At 64.4% G+C, this 17,468-nt stretch carries 19 protein-coding genes; 9 read left to right on the top strand and 10 right to left on the bottom strand.

The window, feature by feature from the left end; translation table 11 throughout:
- Positions 1–350: 350 nt before the first annotated feature.
- On the top strand, positions 351–845 hold the full coding sequence (locus G3N61_RS32845; protein ID WP_043182177.1) for a DinB family protein: 495 nt from the start codon (positions 351–353) through the stop codon (positions 843–845).
- Positions 846–903: 58 nt separating this feature from the next.
- Here G3N61_RS32845 and G3N61_RS32840 read toward each other — a convergent pair whose 3' ends face one another.
- From G3N61_RS32840 to glaH, 7 genes are all read right to left on the bottom strand, one after another.
- A complete protein-coding gene (locus G3N61_RS32840; protein ID WP_089450679.1) occupies positions 904–1,362 on the bottom strand; it encodes a hypothetical protein in 459 nt (152 codons plus the stop codon).
- Between the two features lie 442 nt (positions 1,363–1,804).
- A complete protein-coding gene (locus tag G3N61_RS32835) occupies positions 1,805–2,107 on the bottom strand; it encodes a putative quinol monooxygenase (RefSeq protein ID WP_089450212.1) in 303 nt (100 codons plus the stop codon).
- A 54-nt stretch (positions 2,108–2,161) separates the two neighbouring features.
- Positions 2,162–2,998, bottom strand: coding sequence for an NADPH-dependent oxidoreductase (locus tag G3N61_RS32830; protein WP_089450211.1), 837 nt, complete (start codon positions 2,996–2,998; stop codon positions 2,162–2,164).
- Positions 2,999–3,001: 3 nt separating this feature from the next.
- Positions 3,002–3,685 (bottom strand): type 1 glutamine amidotransferase domain-containing protein, encoded by a 684-nt coding sequence (locus tag G3N61_RS32825; protein WP_205824482.1) that lies wholly within the window; start codon positions 3,683–3,685, stop codon positions 3,002–3,004.
- A gap of 148 nt (positions 3,686–3,833) precedes the next feature.
- Positions 3,834–4,991 (bottom strand): iron-containing alcohol dehydrogenase, encoded by a 1,158-nt coding sequence (locus G3N61_RS32820; RefSeq protein ID WP_043182170.1) that lies wholly within the window; start codon positions 4,989–4,991, stop codon positions 3,834–3,836.
- 376 nt (positions 4,992–5,367) lie between these two features.
- Positions 5,368–6,585 carry an alpha-hydroxy acid oxidase gene (locus G3N61_RS32815; RefSeq protein WP_241018015.1) on the bottom strand — a complete coding sequence of 406 codons (1,218 nt, stop codon included), beginning with the start codon at positions 6,583–6,585 and terminating at the stop codon, positions 5,368–5,370.
- Between the two features lie 123 nt (positions 6,586–6,708).
- The gene (glaH, locus tag G3N61_RS32810) at positions 6,709–7,626 is read right to left on the bottom strand and encodes a glutarate dioxygenase GlaH (protein ID WP_205824481.1); all 918 of its coding nucleotides are present in this window, start codon (positions 7,624–7,626) and stop codon (positions 6,709–6,711) included.
- Between the two features lie 96 nt (positions 7,627–7,722).
- On the opposite strand from glaH, the gene G3N61_RS32805 reads away from it, so the two are divergent.
- Positions 7,723–8,631, top strand: coding sequence for a LysR family transcriptional regulator (locus G3N61_RS32805; RefSeq protein ID WP_043182167.1), 909 nt, complete (start codon positions 7,723–7,725; stop codon positions 8,629–8,631).
- Between the two features lie 107 nt (positions 8,632–8,738).
- On the opposite strand, the gene G3N61_RS32800 is transcribed toward G3N61_RS32805, so the two are convergent.
- The gene (locus tag G3N61_RS32800) at positions 8,739–8,963 is read right to left on the bottom strand and encodes a LysR substrate-binding domain-containing protein (protein ID WP_205824480.1); all 225 of its coding nucleotides are present in this window, start codon (positions 8,961–8,963) and stop codon (positions 8,739–8,741) included.
- Between the two features lie 459 nt (positions 8,964–9,422).
- The gene (locus G3N61_RS32795; protein WP_205824479.1) at positions 9,423–9,632 is read right to left on the bottom strand and encodes a hypothetical protein; all 210 of its coding nucleotides are present in this window, start codon (positions 9,630–9,632) and stop codon (positions 9,423–9,425) included.
- Positions 9,633–9,890: 258 nt separating this feature from the next.
- On the opposite strand from G3N61_RS32795, the gene G3N61_RS32790 reads away from it, so the two are divergent.
- From G3N61_RS32790 to G3N61_RS32760, 7 genes are all read left to right on the top strand, one after another.
- Complete coding sequence (locus G3N61_RS32790) at positions 9,891–11,003, top strand: hypothetical protein (RefSeq protein WP_043182165.1); 1,113 nt, start codon at positions 9,891–9,893, stop codon at positions 11,001–11,003.
- A 324-nt stretch (positions 11,004–11,327) separates the two neighbouring features.
- Positions 11,328–12,353 (top strand): substrate-binding domain-containing protein, encoded by a 1,026-nt coding sequence (locus G3N61_RS32785; protein WP_043182163.1) that lies wholly within the window; start codon positions 11,328–11,330, stop codon positions 12,351–12,353.
- Positions 12,354–12,423: 70 nt separating this feature from the next.
- Positions 12,424–13,452 (top strand): ABC transporter substrate-binding protein, encoded by a 1,029-nt coding sequence (locus G3N61_RS32780; RefSeq protein WP_205824478.1) that lies wholly within the window; start codon positions 12,424–12,426, stop codon positions 13,450–13,452.
- 17 nt (positions 13,453–13,469) lie between these two features.
- Positions 13,470–14,294 carry an ABC transporter permease gene (locus G3N61_RS32775; protein ID WP_089445290.1) on the top strand — a complete coding sequence of 275 codons (825 nt, stop codon included), beginning with the start codon at positions 13,470–13,472 and terminating at the stop codon, positions 14,292–14,294.
- A 10-nt stretch (positions 14,295–14,304) separates the two neighbouring features.
- Entirely contained in the window at positions 14,305–15,207 is a 903-nt protein-coding gene (locus tag G3N61_RS32770) for an ABC transporter permease subunit (RefSeq protein WP_043182157.1), read from the top strand.
- Positions 15,208–15,220: 13 nt separating this feature from the next.
- Positions 15,221–16,252, top strand: coding sequence for an ABC transporter ATP-binding protein (locus tag G3N61_RS32765; protein WP_205824477.1), 1,032 nt, complete (start codon positions 15,221–15,223; stop codon positions 16,250–16,252).
- A gap of 87 nt (positions 16,253–16,339) precedes the next feature.
- Positions 16,340–17,164 (top strand): phosphodiesterase, encoded by an 825-nt coding sequence (locus G3N61_RS32760; protein WP_205824476.1) that lies wholly within the window; start codon positions 16,340–16,342, stop codon positions 17,162–17,164.
- A gap of 124 nt (positions 17,165–17,288) precedes the next feature.
- On the opposite strand, the gene G3N61_RS32755 is transcribed toward G3N61_RS32760, so the two are convergent.
- Positions 17,289–17,468, bottom strand: a 180-nt coding sequence (locus tag G3N61_RS32755) for a hypothetical protein (protein ID WP_205824475.1), incomplete at its 5' end; no start/stop codon positions are given.

The following is a 17,468-nucleotide window of genomic DNA, read 5'->3' as shown; positions in this document are numbered from 1 at the left end:
TGCCGAATTGCTCAAGCAACTCGGCGGGAATCGCCGGCAGGTCTACCGGTTTGGCTTTCGGTTTGCGAGGCATATAGTCTCCTTCGGAGCATCATATGCCTTGAACACGAAATTACTGACAGGCCCCCCGGAATCGACACGCGCGGTGCCGACGCAATCCACTGTGAGCCGTTGCGCCGCGCTTCGGCTCGGCATCGCGGCAAGAAGTCGCGTGGTGCGGTGCACCTGGAACCGGCAGCGGATGAAAGAACGCGAGTACCCAATACGTCGGCACACATCGATAATGGCAATCAACCATCGTATTCAACGCCTGTCATGCAACGCTGAGCCCCTTCAAAGGAGATGTCCCGATGCTTGATTTCGACGCCGCATGCCTCCTGGCACGCTACAACGACTGGGCGGACCGCACGCTATTCGGTGCGCTGGAACATGTGCCCATGCCCGAGATCGTTTGCCCACGCAACACGGTGTTCGGCTCAATACTGGCGACGCTGAATCACAACTATCAGGTCGATCTGATCTGGCATGCGCATCTGATCGGGCGCAAGCATGGCTTCAGTTCGCGGCGAGACCTCCTGTGCCCGACACTCGACGCGCTCATCGCCGCACAATGCGACGCCAACACATGGCTGAACGATTGGGTGAGCCGCCAGGATGCCGCGCGCCTCTCGGAAACGGTGTCGTTCGAGTACATTTCCGGCCGTCCCGGGCAGATGGCGCGTGGTGCGATGCTGCTGCATCTGTCCCACCACAAGACCTACCACCGTGGCTGGATTTCCCAGATGTTGTTCGAGCTTGGCGTGAAGCCGCCGGAGACCGACCTGTCCGTCTATTTGAGTCAATGAGCCCGTGTGGCAAGCGTCGGCAAGATTGCCCCCTTGGTCCGGCCAACGCGGGTACGCATCATTCCTCCTCCGTCAAGCCACTCAAGTCTACCGGCTTGGGATTTACCTGCGCGTCGACGGCACGCTGAAGTGTTCCTGGCTTTCTACGAAGCGCGTATGCCCGCATCACTGATAGCGGCGCAAACTCAAGTGCCTCGACTGGCGCATGTCCGACAATTACCGGGGTATTGAAATTTACATTCTTCTCGTCATCCAAGGGTAATGCCCATTTCCCACCGCAGCCTTCCCTGACAATCTCGCCAAGGAAGATGGCAAATGCAACGACGAGTTCCGACACTTCATCCTTGCCTTTTCCACCAGACAAAAGATCGAACAATTTTTCCAACTTCGGCAAGTCATCCAGTTCAACGTGCAACTGGATCCCATGCCCCCTGGCCTCATCGGACAACCAATCCAGCTGATCGTCCATTTTCATCAAAAACGCATCAAACGCCTCTTCGGCCGCCTTTCTATCCATAACCATTCGCACTCGATATCAATCCAGTCCCAGGTAGAACCCCACCTATACTTGCGAAGTTTGCTTCGATGCCAGCGACGCGCATCTCTTCCGCGCATCTCGGCCGGCAGTGCCGTGTGCGTGTACGCCGCCTATCAAATACTCCGGGTGCACCATGATGCAACGATACGCGAACGCTTCAAGGCATCACGGGAAATTGCGAGGATTCTCGAATACTTCCCACTGTACTCCGTCGTATCGAGAGAGTCTGCGAGACCACCGATCTGCCCGAACCTGCCGCTGCGTCATGCCACCATTCCTTTCCGCGATAGCCGGTGCGATCCCGCAGGACAACACCCCGACGATCAACAGCATCTTGACGCTCATGACCTTGCCGCATTGAAGCGACACGGCGAGCCGAATCGAAGACCGGACCACCGTGCCACTTGGTCGTTATGCCGAGCTACGCCGCGTCCACGTCGACCGCGGCCAGCACCTTCACCACCGGCGGTTCAGCCAGCCAGTCGGCCGCTTGCGCGCGGTAGGCGGTGTAGTGTTCGCTCGCGCGATGGGCTGCGACGGCAGCCTCGTCACGATAGATTTCGAACAGGTGAAATGCCAACTGGCCGTCGGTCTGCCGAAACAGGTCGTAGCGGAGGTTGCCCGGTTCGGCACGCGTTGCCGCCACCATCCGATGCAGTTCCGCCTCGACGGCCGCCGCATGCTCGGGCTTCGGCATCAGGCTTGCGAATACGTAAATGCTCATCGATACACCTCGATTCAATCAGTCAATAGATCGTGAAAGCGCGTCATCCGGCATTCACAACAGCTTGAACGCCAGCGCCGACAATGCCTCGCGCAAGCGATCGCGACCGCTCAGCGATTCAGGGCCCCGAACCCGCTCGACCGCTGCGCCGGTCCAGGTTCCGCCCGCATCGCCGCGTTCGTTCAGGTAATCGGAAACGCGCCGATCGTAGGCGCCGATCGAATCGCGCTCGGCCGCCACATCGTATTGTTCGCGGTGCAGCACGACCGCCTGCGGGAGACGCGGCTTGATGGCCGGCAGCCGATCGGGATCGGGATAGCCGACGCACATGCCGAACAGCACCATGCTCGATTCGGGCAGGCCGAGTTCCTGCGCGACGGCTTCGGGGCGGTTACGCATCCCGCCGATATAGACCATCCCGAGGCCAAACGACTCGAACGCGACCGCCGCGTTCTGGGCCGCGAGTGTCGTATCGACGGCGCCGACGACGAAGCTCTCGAGATAATCGAGCCCGTCGGTACGCTTGCCCGTCGACTCTCCCGCGCGTCTGAGCCGCGACAGATCCAGCACCCATGCCAGAAACAGTGGTGCCTCCTCGACATGTCGCTGCTTGCCGGCGAACGCGGCCAGGCGTGCTTTCCGCTCCGGATCGGTCACCGCGACGACGCTCCACGCCTGCAGATTCGACGAAGTCGACGCGGACTGCGCGGCCGCGATCGCCGCGACGAGCACATCGTCGGGCACTCGTCGATGAAGATACGAACGCACCGAGCGATGCTCGAGCAGGTTGCGCACGACTTCGTTGGTGGCAACGGGCGCATCGGGTATCTGTCGATCCCGGTAGCGCGCCGCCCAAAGCGCTCGAAGCGCGCCTTCTTCATCCACTGCCATCGTTCAGCCCCGCTTCAGTTGTTCGAGCAACGCGTGCGCGACATGCTCCGACGACGCCGGGTTCTGCCCCGTGATCAGCAGACCGTCGACGACCGCGTACGGTTGCCAGTCACCGGCCTTCGTATAGAGGCCGCCGTTCGCCTTGAGCATGTCCTCGACGAGGAACGGCACCACGTCGGTCAGGCCGACCGCCGCTTCCTCGGTATTGGCAAAACCCGTGACCGACTTGCCCTGGACGAGCGGCTTGCCATCCGGCGCCTTCGCATGGCGCAGCACGCCCGGCGCATGGCAAACCGCCGCCACCGGCTTGCCGGTCGCGATTGCGCGTTCGATCAGCGCGATCGAGTTCGCGTCTTCGGCGAGATCCCACAGCGGGCCATGCCCGCCCGGGTAGAACACGGCATCGAATGAATCGATCGAGACGTCGGACAGCTTGAGCGTCGTCGCCAGTGCCGCGCGCGCAGCTGCGTCCGCGTCGAAGCGGCGAGTCGCATCGGTCTGGAACGCCGCTTCGTTGCTTTTCGGATCGAGCGGCGGCTGGCCGCCCATGACGGATGCCAGCGTGACATCGACACCCGCATCCTTGAGCACGTAGTACGGTGCAGCAAACTCTTCCAGCCAGAACCCCGTCTTCTCCCCCGTGCTACCCAGCGTGTCGTGCGAAGTCAAAACGATAAGAACTTTCATGATTGGTTTCCGTTGAATTGATTCAGTCGTGTCCGTCGGTGTTCCAACGCGGTGATGCACCGGCCAGGCCGCCGGCAATCGCGATCCCGTGGTCGTCGGCCCCGGACCCGCCGCATGCATGCCGTCGGCCCGGGGCGCTCCGCGTCAGTTACAGCGCCCCTTCCAGCACGCGCCGGCTCACATCGAGCGTGACGTCCTTCTGCTCGCCGAGTTGCGTCATCCCGTGTTCATCCAGCTGCGCGACGAGCTGGTCGATCGCATCCGCGCCCACCCCGTAATCGGCCAGGCGCGTTTTCACGTCGAGGCGCTCGAAGAATGCACGGGTGCGCGCGATCGCTTCGTCGATGCGCGCGTCGTCCGGGCCGGACGTGATGTTCCAGACACGCTCCGCATACTGGAGAAGCTTCGCCCGCTTGCTGTCGCGCCGCACCTGCAGCATCGACGGCAGCACGACCGCAAGCGTGCGCGCATGATCGATGTCGTAACGGGCCGTCAGTTCGTGGCCGACCATGTGCGTTGCCCAGTCCTGCGGTACGCCGGCACCGATCAGGCCATTCAACGCGAGCGTCGCGACCCACATCAGATTCGCGCGCACCGCATAGTCGTGCGGCTCGGCAAGCGCCTTCGGGCCGATCTCGATCAGTGTCTGCAGCAGCCCCTCCGCAAAACGGTCCTGCGCAAGCCCATCGGCCGGATAGGTCAGGTATTGCTCGACGATGTGCGTAAACGCGTCGACGACGCCGTTCGCGATCTGCCGCGGCGGCAGCGTGTAGGTCTTCGTCGGGTCGAGGATCGAGAATGCAGGGAATACGTGCTCGCTGCGGAACGCGAGCTTCGCATGCGTCGCACGACGCGTCACGACGCCGCCGTTGTTCATTTCGGAGCCGGTCGCGGGAAGCGTCAGGACACTGCCGAACGGCAGCGCGGCATGCACGTTCGCGCCATGCGTTTCCATGATGCTCCAGGGCTCGCCGTCGAACAGCGCGGCGGCCGCGACGAACTTCGTGCCATCGATCACCGAACCCCCACCCACCGCGAGCAGGAAATCGATCCGGCTCGCGCTGACCTGCGCAACCGCTTTCATCAGCGTCTCATACGTCGGATTCGGCTCGATCCCGCCGAACTCCTGGATCTCGCGCGCGCCGAGCGCGGCCCTGACCTCGTCGAGCGTCCCGTTTTTCCGCGCGCTCTCGCCGCCGTAGAGCACGAGGACACGGGCGTCGCGCGGAATCAGGTCGTCCAGGCGCGACACGGTGCCTTCGCCGAAAACAATGCGGGTCGGATTGTAGTAACTGAAATTCTGCATGGTTTGATCCAAATTAGTAGACCAGTCGTCTAGTTCGATATTCAAAAAAAACGGCCCCTGTCGGGATCCGTCGCCTCTTCTGCTACGAAGGGCCATATCGGGTGCCGGCACGCATCAAGGCGGAGGATGCAATGGACTTGCCGGACGTAGCTGCCAACATCGCGTTCGTGGTGGTGATACTACTCCACTATTAGACCGGTCGTCTAGCAACAGCCGACGTTCCACACCCGGTGCATGAAAGTCCGACACCCGGCCCCGCTCACCCGGTCGAACATGTCGCCTGCCGGCGCTCGCGCGGGGCCCTCTTCCGTTGCCGGCGGAGTTCGATCGAATGCTGCGCCACCGGCAACACTTCCGCTGGCGCGCAGTTCGCCGATTACGCGCCAGCCGCCAGTCGCGAAAGAATCGCATCGTCGATGTCGGCCACCGCACAGGTCCCGAGCATCGCCATGTTTCGGTCGACCTCATCCCGAAGGAGTCGAATCGCGTGCCGCACGCCAGTCTCGCCGCCCACGGCCGCGGCATACATGAACGGACGCCCCAGGAACACGAATCGAGCACCGAGCGCCAGCGCCTTGAGTACATCGCCGCCTCGCCGGATCCCGCTGTCCATCATCACGATGGTCCGGTGGCCCACCGCCTCGCAGATTTCAGGCAGTACGTGCAACGGCTCGACCGCCCCATCCAGTTGGCGGCCACCATGGTTCGACACGATGATGCCGTCCGCGCCGATCGACACCGCTCGATCGGCATCGTCCGCGCGAAGAATGCCCTTGACGACCAGGTTGCCGTTCCAGCGCTCCCGTATTCGAGCAATATCCGTCCACGACAGATGATCGCGCCCGGTCGTGTCCCGGATCGCCGAAGCCGAAAGCATGGGCGCACCTCGCGTGGCAAACGAGTTTTCGAAATGCGGCATGCCATGATTGATCAACGTGCGCAGGAAAGTCCCCATCAGCCAGCGCGGCCTCGAGATCCCGTCCACCGCAAGACGAAGCGACGGTCGCAATGGCAACGAGAATCCCGCGCGCGTGTTGTTCTCCCGGTTCGCCCACACCGGGATGTCGACCGTCACGACGAGCGTCGAAAAACCCGCTGCCTTGACTCGGTCTATCAATGCGGCGACACGCGATGAGTCTCCCGGCAGGTAAGCCTGAAACCACGTGCCCGGCGAAGCCGCATGAACGGCTTCCATCGGGATGAGCGACGAGCCGCTCATGATCGCCGGGACGTTCTCCGCCTTCGCAGCCTGAGCCAGGACGATGTCGCCACGGTAAGCCGAAATCGCACTGATACCGACCGGCGCGATGCCGAACGGGGACGCGTAGGTGCTGCCGAACAGCACGGTTTCCTGCGATCGATGCGAAACGTCCACCAGAACCTTCGGGCTGAACTTCAGCCGTTCGAATGCCGTTCGATTCGCGGCGGCGGATACCCCATCCTCTGCCGCCCCCGATATATAGCCGAACAACGGGCGCGGCAGATGGCTGCGTGCCGCTGCCTCGAAGTCCGCCAGCGAAAGAATCTTGCGCAGTCGAGCGGGCACATCGCGCTTGACCCCGTAGGCGGACTGGGATTGCCGCCCGACCGGCATCATCGGCCGCGCTTCTGTACCGCTGGGGTGATCTTTCATCGCTCTTTCCGCCTTCAGGTTCATCAGGTTTTCGTCGACCGGCGTCCGATCACTTCGGTGACGCACGGTTTGGCACCGGCCGCATCATCGTTCGAACGTGCCTCGTTGACGCATCAGTTCGCGAAAGAGCCCTTCGTTTTTCTCGAACGGCGCCCGGCCGTGCACGTAAAAATAGTTGTTCAGCACAACCAGGTCGCCAACCGGCAGCGTCACCTCCGTCGTCCCGGATGACGCCTCCATCGATTCCGACAGTGCATGCAGAAATGCCGCCTCTTCGCGATTGGCAGGCTGGACGAACTGGTCGATGAAGGAGATCGACAAGCCGAACTCGCTTTCGAAGAACAAGGGGCGCTCGACCTTCTCGGACACGTTCTTCGAGCCCGGCGCCTTGTAAAGGAACGGGTGGACCCCAAGCCGGTGTTTCGCAAACCGATCGCGTTCCTGCCAGTCGTCGAGGTGAAGAAAGCGCGACTCGCCGCCCATCGCGTTCCGCTCGGCGAACTTCATCATCAACAACCAGTCCGTTGCCTCGCTGACGAACGTCCCGTCGGCGTGCATCGTGAACAAGCGATAAGCCTGGCGAAGATAGGAGTCGCTGTCGTCGGTATGTTTCACGACGAAGCGTGCGTAATAGGTGCCCGACATGGCGTCGTGGTTGCTCGTACCGAGGATATGGGCGACGGCGGTACCGAACTTCACGAAGTCGGATGCATCCTGCGAAAGATCCTGCAGGCCGATGGTGAACCCGCCGTGGCGACGATCCTTGACCAGCTCGATCAACATGCGCGCGAACGCGTCGCCCAGTCGCCGGATCAGCGAATCGGCAAGCGCAAAGCGCATGAACGGCACGTATTCCAGATTCTGGACATCGATGTCCCGAACGTCCTGCAGGAATCCGGCAAGCGCCTGACGATCGGCCGTGACATGCATGATCCGATGGTGATCCGGATGCGGCGACAAACGGAAAGACGGTTGTTGCAAGGTGTCGGCGGACGCTTCCATGGTGTTCTCCAGGGTGACAGGTCGCCTTATTTCAGCCGATTTCTCTGATAGCATCCAGACCACGATCGCGAAACTTTATTCCGAAATGGAGATTAAATGATCGACGCGCGCCAGCTGCGGTATTTCGTCACCGTGGTGGAAGAGCTGCACTTCGCCAAGGCAGCGGATCGATTGAACGTCGCTCAATCCGCGCTCAGCACCCAGATTCAGCGCCTCGAGCAAAACATCGGTGTCCGGCTGCTGAACCGGAACAAGCGTCAGCCGGTCACGTTGACCGATGCGGGACGCCTGTTCCACGCCGAAGCCATGACGGCATTGCGGCATATCGAACGGGCGGAACAAGTCGGACGGTTGGCAGCCAGGGGCCTGGCCGGCATGGTCCGGATCGGCTTCGTCGCGTCGAGCGTGACCAATGGCGTGCTGCCCGGGATGCTGCGCCGGTTTCGCGTGTCGCATCCCAATGTCCGGGTCGACATTGCCGAGATGGCAACGCCTCGGCAACTCGAGGCGCTGGACAGCGGCGAAATCGACATCGGCATCGTGCGCCCCCGGCCGCGATACGGCGCGGGCATCGTCGCAACGATCGTTCAGACCGAGCGACTCGTCGTTGCAATGGCAGAACACCACCCGCTGGCGACGCGACGCAAGCTGCACGCGCAAGACCTGCAGGCCGAGTCCTTCATTTCCCCTCAGTTCGACGAGGACGATGCGTTCAGCGAGGTGCTGTCGTCACTGGGCCAGGTCGGAGGCTTTACGCCCGCCCTCGACTACCGGGTAAAAGACTTCATGTCCGCGATCAGCCTTTCCTCTGCCGGCTATGGCGTGGCAGTCATACCCGAATCGATGAAGGGCCTCAGCCCTCACGGCCTTTGCTACCGCCCCATCACGGACTTCGCTTTCTCCGTTCACCTGGCGTTGGCCCATCGACGCCGGGACGTGTCCCCGGCCGTTCGTGCTTTCGTCAAGGAAGCGACTACGGCCAGCGCCGATCGTGCGTCGGCGTAGCACGGCGCCTTGCACGGGATACACGAGATATCGCCGCTTCGATCTCCGTTGACGGCAAACGGTGCGACCGTACCGGCGAACGCCGCGGAACGAAACCGTTGGCGGCCTCACTTCCGTTTTGCGGCATGGCAGTTGGCCACGCGTCGCTCGATCGTCTCCATCAATTTGCGTGCGGCGGGCGACGGATCTCTGCCCCGACGGGTCACGAAACCGATATCGCGCCGCACCACCGGTTCGACCAGCGGAATCTTCGAAACGTCCGCCACCGTGAAGGCATCGAGCACCGTCATCGGCAAGGCGGTCACGCCCACCCGCATCTGGCAGCAGCGCATTCGGAATGCGTTGCCTCCGACTCAACGCCACAAAAACAAAAAACCCGCGAGCGCTAGGCTTCTCGCGGGCTTTCTTACCTTCATCGAATCGCACTGAAAGCGATCGTGGTGCCGGGGACCGGACTTGAACCGGCAAGCCTGTTAAGGCGGCGGATTTTCGTCACACTGCTTCTTTCAAAGCCGGCGTCGCGTGCGCGATGCCGTTCGTGCGCTGGACTATGCCTTCACCGTCACGCGCGGGCATGACCGCTGCCCGTGCGCCTTAGGCGCCCCCCGTCTAGTCTCTACACCTTCCTCGCGGATACCGCGAGGCTTGGCTCGGCGTTGCCTCGATGCGCGCATCAGGGGTTTCACCGAATTTGAAGGGTTCTGCACCGACCGTTTCCGACCGGGCACTCAATCGTTTAAGTCCGCTATGTTTACCAATTTCATCACCCCGGCAAGAGGGCGGACGCGATTCTACCATTGCTCGCGCCCCCCTTCCTCATTTGTTCCGTCGTTGATTGCCCGACCGGCGACGCGCTGCCACGGCAACGTCCCGAGACCGATCCGGTCCGGTGAAACATCGCCCCATGCAACGACACCGATGCCTGCCGGAACGATCGGCCGCGCGTTCGATCGCATGCGCCTTACATCCGGAAAATGAAAGGTTTCGATTTCGCCTGACATCCGCATGCTCGACCGACGCGGCCGATGCCCCGATTTCTGACGGAATTTCGATACGCGGGCGATTCGCCGCATTTCGTTAAGCCCGCCTTAAGCAACACCGTGATAGCCGATCCCGGCGTTGCGAACGGCGCGCCGCACGTTCGCGCGTTTTTCACCGAAACGAAATATGTGCGCCTTAGCCTGACCCGCGCCCATGTAATTAGCGGTAATAGATCAACCCGATTCGGTCGGCACGAATCATTCGTTCAGGAAAACGAAATGTTTAGAAAGCCTCTGTTCATTGCGATGTCGGCATCGGTCTTTCTTGCGGCATGCGGTGGAGACGATGCGACCTCGACTCCCGGTATCGCACCGGCCAACACGGCGGCCGTGCCGAACACGGCCACCGCGTCCGGCTACGCGCTGTCCGTGTTCGCGAAAGCGCCGGTCTCCACCGACAAGCCCGACTCGATCGTCCAGTTCAACGACACCGTCTTCATCGGCTACCAGAAGGCCGGTGACGTCAAGGACGGCTCGGTCCCGGGGCTGACCAACGATGTCGTTCAGTACGACCTGGCCGGCAACGCGCTCAAGACTTACTCGGTGCCGGGGCACGTCGACGGCCTGATGGCGCGCGCCGACACCAACACGCTCTGGGCGATGGCCAACGAAGACGGCAATCCCGAGTTGACGATCATCGACCTCAAGGCCGGCACGCAGAAGACCTACGCGCCGACCGTCAATCCGACCGCGCACGGCGGCGGCTACGACGACATGCAACTGCTCAACGGCAACGTCTACGTGAGCGCGTCGAACCCGACGACGCCGGGCACCGCGCCGACGGTCGTCCAGCTCACGCTGAACGCCAACGGCACGACGTTCGACGTCGCCCCCGTACTGGCCGGCAACGCACAGGCGACCGACCTGACGCCGTCGGTCGGCGGTTCACCGAATCCGACCTACAACCAGCCGGTCACGCTGGCCCTGACGGACCCGGATTCCGAAGCGATCGATACGGCCGGCGACCTCGTCCTCGACAGCCAGGCCGACGGCAAGCTGGTGTTCATCCACAATCCGGGCGCAAGCCAGAGTGTCAGCGTGCTGACGCTCACGCTCTTCAACGACAAGGACGGCCCCGTGTATCCGGTCGACGATACCCGCTGGGTGCCGGCACCCGGGCCGCAAAACAAGACCTTCATGTTGTTCACCGACGCAAACAACACGACGTACCGCGTCGATGCCGCATTCACCCAGGGCGACGCATACAGCGCCGGCCAGGGCCAGGTGATGAAGCTCGATCCGAAGACCGGCCACCTGACGCCGATCGCAACGAGCGTCGGCAACGCGTCGGCGCTTCAGGATCCGCACGGCATGCTGTTCGTCGCGCTGTAACGTCCGTCGGCGCTTGCGTACCGTCCGCCACCCGGGTCGACGGACGGTACGCGGGCCACGCGATTCGGGCGTCGCCGTTCTTCGCGCGCGCCCCCACCCCGCTATCGCGCCGACAGGCACGCCTGCACCGATCCTTCGCCACAAACCGCGTCGCACGCCCCCACGACCCGCCGTTCCGCCGCTACAATCCACGCTTGGTTTCGCGAGCGCTTTCGTCATACGAGCCCGCGCGCGCTGTCCGATGTGCCCCCTTCACGCGTCATCGGCAGGTCACAAACGTTTTCGATAATTTTCCGGCCGAAAACGTTTACATCGCGCTACCACATGACCTCGACCATCAAGGACGTCGCTGCCCTCGCGGGCTTCTCGATCGCCACCGTCTCGCGCGCGATCAACGCGCCGCATACCGTCAGTCCCGCCACGCTGCAAACGATCCGTACCGCGATCGACACGCTGCAGTTCCGCCCGAGCCCGCTCGGCCGGCAACTGCGCGGCGAGCGCACGCGGCTCGTCGGCGTCGTCGTGCCGACATTGTCGAACCCCGTGTTCGCCGACTGCCTGCAAGGCATCGACGAGCTCGCGACCGCGGCCGGCTTCAAGCTGATCCTGATGACGACCGAATACGATGCGGCACGCGAGCGTCATGCGATCGAGACGCTGCGCGAGCAGCGCGTCGAAGGGCTGATCCTCACCGTCGCCGACGCGGACACGCACCCGCTGCTCGACATGCTCGACCGCGACGGCCCGCACTACGTGCTGATGCACAACGATACGCAGCGCCGCCCGTCGGTATCGGTCGACAACCGCAGCGCCGCCTACGACGGCGTGCGGATGCTGACCGCGCGCGGTCATCGTCGCGTGCTGATGCTGGCCGGCTCGCTCGCCGCGTCGGATCGGGCACGCCAGCGTCATCTCGGTTATGCGCAGGCGCTCGAGGAAAGCGGCGTCGCCACGCTGCCGCCGGTCGAAGTCGACTTCAACGCGCCCGAATTGCCCGACGCGGTGCTTGCGCATCTCACCGCGCACGCGACGCGTCCGACCGCCCTCTTCTGCAGCAACGACCTGCTCGCGATGGTCGTGATGCGCGGCCTGCGCCGCGCGGGTTTCTCGATCCCGGACGACCTGTCGGTGCTCGGCTTCGACGGCATCGCAATCGGCGAACTGCTCGCGCCGCCGCTCGCGAGCGTCGCGACGCCGAACCGCGACATCGGCCGCCACGCGTGGCAGCGCCTCGTCGAATGCATCGGCGGCGCAGCCATCGAACGCACGTCGCTGATCCTGCCGCACGTGGTGCGCGACGGCGCGACGGTCGCCCCGCCGGCCACCGACCTGCAATTGCGCCAGGCCTGAACCCGGGCGCCGCACCGCCCCGTACACAACACCACCACCCCAGCGCCTCACCCTCGCCCGGAGACCAACCGTGTCCTTTCGCCTGACCTCGCTGCTGCGTGCGCTTGCCGCGCCGCTCGCCTGCGCCGCGCTCATCGCCGGCGCGCCCGCCGCCCATGCCGACGAAACGGCGATCTGCTACAACTGCCCGCCCGAATGGGCCGACTGGGCCGCGCAGATCGCGGCGATCAAGCAGAAGACCGGCATCCGCGTGCCGTTCGACAACAAGAACTCGGGCCAGTCGATCGCGCAGCTGATCGCCGAGCAGAAGAGCCCGGTCGCCGACGTCGTCTATCTCGGCGTATCGTCGGCGTTCCAGGCGAAGGACAAGGGCGTGATCGCGCCGTACAAGCCCACGCACTGGAACGACATTCCCGTGAACCTGAAGGACCCGCAAGGCTACTGGTTCGCGATCCACTCGGGCACGCTCGGCTTCTTCGTGAACAAGGACGCGCTCGACGGCAAGCCGGTGCCGCGCTCGTGGGCCGATCTGCTGAAGCCGGAATACAAGGGCATGGTCGGTTATCTCGATCCGTCGAGCGCGTTCGTCGGCTATGCGGGCGCGGTCGCCGTGAACCAGGCACTCGGCGGCAGCCTCGACAACTTCAAGCCGGCGCTCGACTGGTTCAGGAAGCTGAAAGCGAACGCGCCGATCGTGCCGAAGCAGACCGCGTATGCGCGCGTGCTGTCGGGCGAGATTCCGATCCTGCTCGACTACGACTTCGATGCGTATCGCGCGAAGTACAAGGACAACGCCAACGTCGAGTTCGTGATTCCGAAGGAAGGCACGATCGCGGTGCCGTACGTGATGAGTCTCGTGAAGGGTGCGCCGCACGACGCGAACGGCAAGAAGGTGCTCGACTTCGTGCTGTCCGACGAAGGCCAGAAGCTGTGGGCCAACGCATACCTGCGTCCGGTACGCGCACAGACGCTCGGCGCGGACATCGCGTCGAAGTTCCTGCCGGCGAGCGAATATGCCCGCGCGAAATCGGTCGACTTCGGCAAGATGGCGGCCGGCCAGCAGGCATTCGGCCAGCAGTACCTGCAGGTGATGCAGTAAGCGGCAGGACGCAACCGATGCTCGACCTGACTTTCCCGCTGCGCTGGCGCGTCGCGCTCGTCGCGCCGGCGCTTGCGGTGTTCGCCGCGTTCTGGCTGCTGCCGATGGCAGCGCTCGTGCAGGTGTCCGCCGACGGCGCGTTCTTCTCGCACTACGCGGCGCTGCTCGGCAATGCGCGCTACATGAAGAGCCTCGGCGAGACCGTCGCGCTGTCCGCGGGCGTCACGCTCGCGACGCTCGTGCTGTCGACGATCTCGGGCCTCCTGCTCGCGCGCCGCGAATTCGCGGGCAAGCGCGTGCTGCTCGCGCTGCTGACGTTTCCGCTTGCGTTCCCGGGTGTCGTCGTCGGCTTCATGGTCATCATGCTCGCCGGTCGGCAGGGGCTGATCGGCATGCTGTCCGCGAAGCTGACCGGTGACAAGTGGGTATTCGCGTACTCGGTGGCCGGGCTCTTCATCGGCTACCTGTACTTCTCGATTCCGCGCGTGATCGTCACCGTGATCGCGGCCGCGTCGAAGCTCGACGCGTCGCTCGAGGAAGCCGCACGCTCGCTCGGCGCATCGCCGTGGCGCATCTTCGTCGACATCGTGCTGCCCGCGCTCGCGCCGGGCCTGATCGCGGCCGGCGCAATCTGCTTCGCGACCGCGATGGGTGCGTTCGGCACCGCGTTCACGCTCGCCACCGACCTGAACGTGCTGCCGATGACGATCTATACCGAGTTCACGCTGAACGCGAACATCGCGACGGCGGCCGGCCTGTCGATCGTGCTCGGCATCGTCACCTGGGCCGTGCTCGCGCTCGCGCGCCGCTTCACCGGCCACACCGCCGCCGCCGCGGCCTGAGGACTCCCGCATGCAATCGCTTTCCGGCTCTTCCGCGCCGTCGCCTTCACCGGCACCCGCTCCCGCCCAGGCGAACGGCGTCGCGCGCCGCGCGCCGCGCGTCACGGGCGCCCGCGCGATCGCCGCACTGCAATGGGGCGTCACGCTGCTGCTGTGCGCGTTCCTGATCGTGCCTGTCGTGATGTCGGTGCTAGCAGGTCTCACCGTCAACTACTTCCGTGGCCTGTCGAGCGGCCTCACGCTGCGCTGGCTCGAACAGGTGTGGCAGCAATATCACGGCTCGGTCGCGCTGTCGCTCTACGTCGCGTTCGCGACGCTCGCGATCGTGCTCGTCGTCGGCGTGCCGGCCGGCTATGCGCTCGCGCGCAGCAAGAGCCGCGTCGCGCGCGCGATCGAGGAAGCGCTCGTGCTGCCGGTCGCGCTGCCGGGCCTCGCGTCGGCGCTCGCGCTGCTGGTCGTGTACGGCGGCTTCACGGCGTTCCGGATGAGCCTGTGGTTCATCGTCGTCGGCCACGTCGTGTTCACGCTGCCGTTCATGGTGCGCGCGGTCGCGGCCGTCGCAGCCGGCGCCGACCTGCGCACGCTCGAGGAAGGTGCGGCGAGCCTCGGTGCGTCGTTCGTCACGCGCTTCGTCACGATCGTGCTGCCGAACCTGCGCCCCGGCATCGTCGCGGGTGCGCTCGCGGTGCTTACGCTGTCGATCGGCGAATTCAACCTCACGTGGATGCTGCACACGCCCGACACCAAGACGCTGCCCGTCGGGCTCGCCGATACGTATGCGTCGCTGCGCCTCGAAGTCGGCAGCGCGTACACGATCCTGTTCCTGCTGATGACGCTGCCGCTGCTCGTCGCGATGCAGTGGCTCGGCGTCGATCCGTCCGGCACGCGCGCGCTCAAGAAGCGCCCGCGCTGATTTTTCCGCAGACATGAAACTCGATTCCACTCCCATCACCCTGACCCGCTGCGCGAAGACGTTCCGCGGCACACGCGTGCTCGAACCGCTCGACCTGTCGATCGGCGCGGGCGAAACGCTCGTGCTGCTCGGGCCGTCCGGCTGCGGCAAGACGACGACGCTGCGCCTGATCGCGGGCCTTGACACACCGGATGCCGGCGGCACGATCGCGTTCGGCAATGACGACGTGACGCCGCTGCCGATCGAGCGCCGGCAGGTCGGCATGGTGTTCCAGAACTACGCGCTGTTTCCGAACCTGACGGTGCGCGGCAACGTCGGCTACGGGCTGAAGATCCGCAAGACCGAGCCGCGCGCGCTGCGCGAGCGCGTCGACGAGCTGCTCGCGATGATGCGGCTCGACGCGCATGCGGACAAGCCGATCGACCAGCTGTCGGGCGGCCAGCGCCAGCGCGTCGCGCTGGCCCGCGCGCTGGCGGTACGGCCGCGCGTGCTGCTGCTCGACGAGCCGCTGACCGCGCTCGACGCGAAGCTGCGCGACACGCTGCGGCGCGAAATGAATGCGCTGCTGCGCGAACTCGGCGTGACGACGGTCTACGTGACGCACGACCAGGCCGAGGCGATGGAGCTCGGCGACCGGATCGTCGTGATGGGCGCGGGCCGCATCGAGCAGATCGGCACGCCGCGCGACATTTACTACCACCCGGCGAACCGCACGGTCGCGCAGTTCATCGGCACGCTGAACCGGCTTGCCGGGCAATGGCGCGACGGCACGCTGGTGACCACGGGCGGCGCGATCGCGACGCCGCACGCCGCCGACGAGTGGTTCTTCCGCCCCGAGGATGCGCAGCTCGCCGATCCCGCGCATGCGCCGCTGCGCGGCGCGGTCAGTGCGTGCGCGTTCCTCGGCGAGCGCACGCGGCTCACGATCGAGCACGCGGCACCCGACGCACTCGTGATCGACGTGCCGGGCCGCATCGCACTCGCACACGGTACGGCGGTCGGCCTCACGATCGCACCGGAAGGGCTGATCGCGCTCGGTGCGTAACCCGTCATTCGGGCATCATTCATGCAGCACCCCACCGCGGCGCACGACGCCGCCGCGACAACAATCAGACGATTCCGAGGAACGACGATGCTGCTTGCTCAAATCAGCGATCTCCACATCAAGCGTCCGGGCCAGCTCGCGTACCGGCGCGTCGACACGGCGGCCGCGCTCGCGCGCTGCATCGCCAGGCTGAACGCGCTCGTGCCGCGCCCCGACGCCGTGCTCGTCACCGGCGACCTGACCGACTTCGGTCACGATGAAGAGTACGGCAACCTGCGCGGGCTGCTCGCGACGCTCGAGATTCCGTACTACCTGATGATCGGCAATCACGACGACCGCGCCGGGTTGCGCCGCGCGTTTGCCGATCGCGCCGAACTGCAGGACGGCGAATTCGTGCAGTACGCGCTCGACGTCGGCGCGGTGCGCGTGCTCGCGCTCGATTCGCAGGTACCCGGCGCCAGCTACGGCGACCTGTGCGACGCACGGCTCGCCTGGCTCGCCGCGCAGCTCGACACCGCGCGCGACCGGCCGGTGATCGTCGCGCTGCATCACCCGCCGTTCGTGTCGGGGATCGGCCACATGGACAAGCTGCGCCTCGCGCCCGCCGCTTCTGCGAAACTCGACGCGCTGCTGCGTGGTCATCCGAACGTCGAGCGCGTGCTGTGCGGCCACGTGCATCGCACGATGTTCACGCGCTTCGGCGGCACACTCGCGTCCGCGGTGCCGTCGCCCGCGCATCAGGTCGCATTCGACCTGCGAACCGATGCGCCCTCCGCATTCCGGCTCGAACCGCCGGCGTTCGCGATCCATTGCCATGCGCCCGATACGGGGATGACGTCGCATCACGTGTACATCGATGAAGGCGACGGGCCTTATCCGTTTTACGAACCGACGGGGGAGTTGGTCGACTGACATTGAAAACGGCAGGTCTCAGGATATCGCCCTCTGAACGCTCAGGGTGAATCGCATTCATCTCGCGTATCCGATAGAGCCTTGCCGCTGTTCGACATGTATTGCCTAATTGCCAGTGCCGTCGTCAGCATCGTTTTTTGTTTCCGGCAACGGATAGTTTCACGCTCACCCTGACAATCGGGCCATTTTTGACCCGGTCGAGCCAAAAATGGCCCGATAAATTCTCTTTCTTTTCAATGGGTTGATTTTGATCGGGCCAAAAATGGCCCGATTTCCCCTCAAAAAAGACGATTTCTTTTGAGAT

The organism is Burkholderia sp. Ac-20349 (assembly GCF_017104865.1).
In the GTDB taxonomy this organism is placed as follows: Bacteria; Pseudomonadota; Gammaproteobacteria; order Burkholderiales; family Burkholderiaceae; genus Burkholderia; species Burkholderia aenigmatica.
This window is presented reverse-complemented; position numbering and strand designations above follow the sequence as displayed.